Origin of the sequence: Microvirga zambiensis WSM3693 (genome assembly GCF_016735695.1) — a bacterium.
GTDB classification, from domain to species: Bacteria; Pseudomonadota; Alphaproteobacteria; order Rhizobiales; family Beijerinckiaceae; genus Microvirga; species Microvirga zambiensis.
In genome coordinates this window covers 1-2858 of the sequence record NZ_JAERQD010000151.1, presented here as the reverse complement: position 1 = coordinate 2858, position 2858 = coordinate 1, and the positions used below count along the sequence as shown (strand labels likewise).

General features: G+C 59.4%; 2 protein-coding genes and 1 pseudogene. 1 reads left to right on the top strand and 2 read right to left on the bottom strand.

Annotated features, from left to right (window positions below):
* Window positions 1–291 precede the first annotated feature (291 nt).
* The gene (locus JKL46_RS34400) at window positions 292–624 is read right to left on the bottom strand and encodes a hypothetical protein (protein WP_201842910.1); all 333 of its coding nucleotides are present in this window, start codon (window positions 622–624) and stop codon (window positions 292–294) included.
* Between the two features lie 95 nt (window positions 625–719).
* Here JKL46_RS34400 and JKL46_RS34395 point away from each other — a divergent pair, with 95 nt between their 5' ends.
* Window positions 720–1934, top strand: coding sequence for an IS256 family transposase (locus JKL46_RS34395; RefSeq protein ID WP_201842908.1), 1215 nt, complete (start codon window positions 720–722; stop codon window positions 1932–1934).
* 281 nt (window positions 1935–2215) lie between these two features.
* On the opposite strand, the pseudogene JKL46_RS34390 reads toward JKL46_RS34395, so the two are convergent.
* Window positions 2216–2654, bottom strand: a pseudogene (locus JKL46_RS34390) (VOC family protein).
* Window positions 2655–2858: the final 204 nt, after the last annotated feature.

Here is a 2858-nt window from a genome sequence, read left to right as displayed (position 1 = left end):
ACACTGTCCGGAATGAAATCGGAATAGGTGTCCGGCTTCACCTTGGAATAAGCGTCCGGCTTCATCGGAATCCGCAGTGAACCGAGCGGCAAATCCGCGGGGCCGCTTCAATAGCAGAATTTCGCTCTCGAAACTAGCCCCATCAATTTGCTATTATTATCGCCGGCCGTACCGACTGCTTCTGAACGAGAGTTTAGTAGAAAGGAACCATGCGCACGAGTGATCTCCAGGGGATGTTCCTAAGGGCCGCCCGCTATGTGTTTATGCCGGACCATTGCTATGATGAGTTTGTTAGGCGGCGCGCGCTGCCGGTGCAGGCGATCCTTCGGCCAGTTCCTCCACCAGGCGGAATTCACGCAAGGCCGCGCTCGCCTTCGTGCCAGAAATCCCATGGGAGTTTGCCATCCGTAGCAAGAGCATCGACGGAACCTTCGGCAGCGGCTTGCGATGCATCCCGAGAATGAACAGCGAATCTCTGATCCCAAGTGTCAGCAGTTCCCGCTCCTGATCTGTTGTCATAACAGTATCGGCATCGACACCGCGATGAGCCAGGGCAGACTCAAGCGCATCGATTGCCCCAAGGATGTTGATCGCTGCGGTCGTGATGTCGTTGATGGTGAACATGTTTCGCCAACTATCATCTGGAGATTCACGGCACGGAGTGGGACTGTCAGGATTTTCGTGTGGGGCCATTACGATGATCATGAGGGAGACATCGCATGGTACGCCGCAAGGAACCCCGGATTCCCGACCACCTGCTCGATCAGCTGCTGGCTGGGGCGGATGCCCAATCCGCCTTTGCCAAGAATGGCCTGCTTGACGAGTTGAAGAAAGCCCTGGCCGAACGCGCCTTGAATGCCGAGATGGACCATCATCTTGAGCAGGAGAATGAGGCCGGCAACACCCGTAACGGCTATGGCCGCAAGAGTGTGCTCACCGACACCGGCAAGATCGACCTGGAGATCCCGCGCGATCGGCTGGCGAGTTTCGATCCGCAGCTGATCGCCAAATACCAGCGCCGCTTTCCCGGCTTCGATGAGAAGATCGTGTCGATGTACGCCCGCGGCATGAGCGTGCGGGAGATCCAGGGCCACCTGCGCGAGCTGTATGGCGTCGAGGTCTCGACGGATCTGGTCAGTGCCGTCACCGATGCGGTGCTGGAGGAGATCGCCGAGTGGCAGAACCGTCCCCTGGAGGCGCTCTACGCCCTGGTGTTCTTCGACGCCATCCGGGTCAAGGTGCGCGATGAGGGCACCGTGCGCAACAAGGCCGTCTACTTGGCTTTGGGCGTCAGGCCCGATGGCGCCAAGGAGATCCTGGGCTTGTGGATCGAGCAGAGCGAGGGCGCCAAGTTCTGGCTGCGGGTGATGAACGAGCTCAAGACCCGCGGGGTCGAGGACGTGCTGATTGCGGTGGTCGATGGCCTGAAGGGCTTTCCCGAGGCGATCACGGCGGTGTTCCCCGAGACCCAGGTCCAGACCTGCATCGTGCATCTGATCCGCTCGTCGCTGGCGTTCGTGGCCTACAAGAATCGGAGAGCGGTGGCTTCAGCTCTGAAGGAGATCTACCGGGCCAAGGACGCCGAAGCCGGCCGAGCGGCTCTGGAGGCATTCGCAACGTCGGTTTGGGGCCGAAAGTACGAGGCCATTGCGGCCTCTTGGCAGCGCAACTGGACGGCGGTGACCCCGTTCTTTGCCTTTCCCGAGGAGGTGCGCCGGATCATCTATACGACCAACGCCATTGAGGCTCTCAATGCCAAACTGCGCCGGGCGGTGCGAGCCCGCGGGCACTTTCCCACCGACGAGAGCGCGTTCAAGCTGTTATTCATGGTCTTGAGGCAGACGCAAAAAGAGTGGAAAATGCCGCCACGGGAGTGGGGCATGGCGAAAGCTCAATTCGCCATTCTCTTCGAAGGCCGCTTTCGGCTAGTATGATGAACCCGGCCCGTACACGGAAATTCCGACAGTCCCCACGGAGTTTCGAAATGAACAAGCACTTTGCTCAGCATCTCTCCTGAGGTTTCGTAGTCCGGGCCAGGCCCCGTCTCCGCGCACGAATTGTTAAGCTTGACCATTCCACCATGCAGGTACCGAGCGCGTCGAGTATCTGCCCGAACAATCTCCATGGCCTCCAATGCTTGGAGTTGGCTCTAGCTGAGAGTTACCCTCTTGGCCGGGGCTTTTACTTGCCAAGCCTGCTTGCAGCGAGATTGCGCTCAACGAAGTTCTTGGGCGAGTCCGATTAGAAGTCCTTCGGGCCCGCGGATATAGCAGAGCCGATACGCGTCCTTATACTGGACGACTTCACCGACGAGCTGCGCGCCGCGCGCGCGCAGCCTTTCGAGCGTCTCGTCTATGTCGTCCACGGCAAACATGACGCGCAGGTAGCCTAGGGCGTTGACCGGAGCATTACGGTGATCTGCGACGACCGGCGGCGTGAGGAAGCGGGAGAACTCGAGCCGGCTGTGGCCGTCCGGTGTGCGCATCATGGCAATCTCGACGTGCTGATCGCCCAGTCCAGTGACACGTCCGGCCCAGTCTCCTTCGATTGTGGCCCGTCCTTCGAGCTCAAGGCCGAGTTCCACGAAAGAAACCAATCGTCCCTCCGAGGTCTTCGACGACGATCCCGACGTTGTCCATCCGCTTGAGCGCCATGTTATTAATCTCCAAGGTGCCGTTCCAGGCTACAACGTGTCGCGTAGCCTAACAACGGAGGCTTGAGGTGTCTCCAACACGTTATAACAGACTATGTGCCCCACTGGGCGGTGTCCCGACGCTGAAGCTAGGTCGTGGACTCATAACTGCGGATCCAAATGCGGGCTGACACCAGCTTGATGGCGGCCAGGAAGTTGTCTGGGT

What these genes read in the sequence shown, in the direction of transcription:
- JKL46_RS34400 (WP_201842910.1), bottom strand. Translation starts at nt 624, where the DNA reads ATGTTCACCATCAACGACATCACGACCGCAGCGATCAACATCCTTGGG.
- JKL46_RS34395 (WP_201842908.1), top strand. Translation starts at nt 720, where the DNA reads ATGGTACGCCGCAAGGAACCCCGGATTCCCGACCACCTGCTCGATCAG.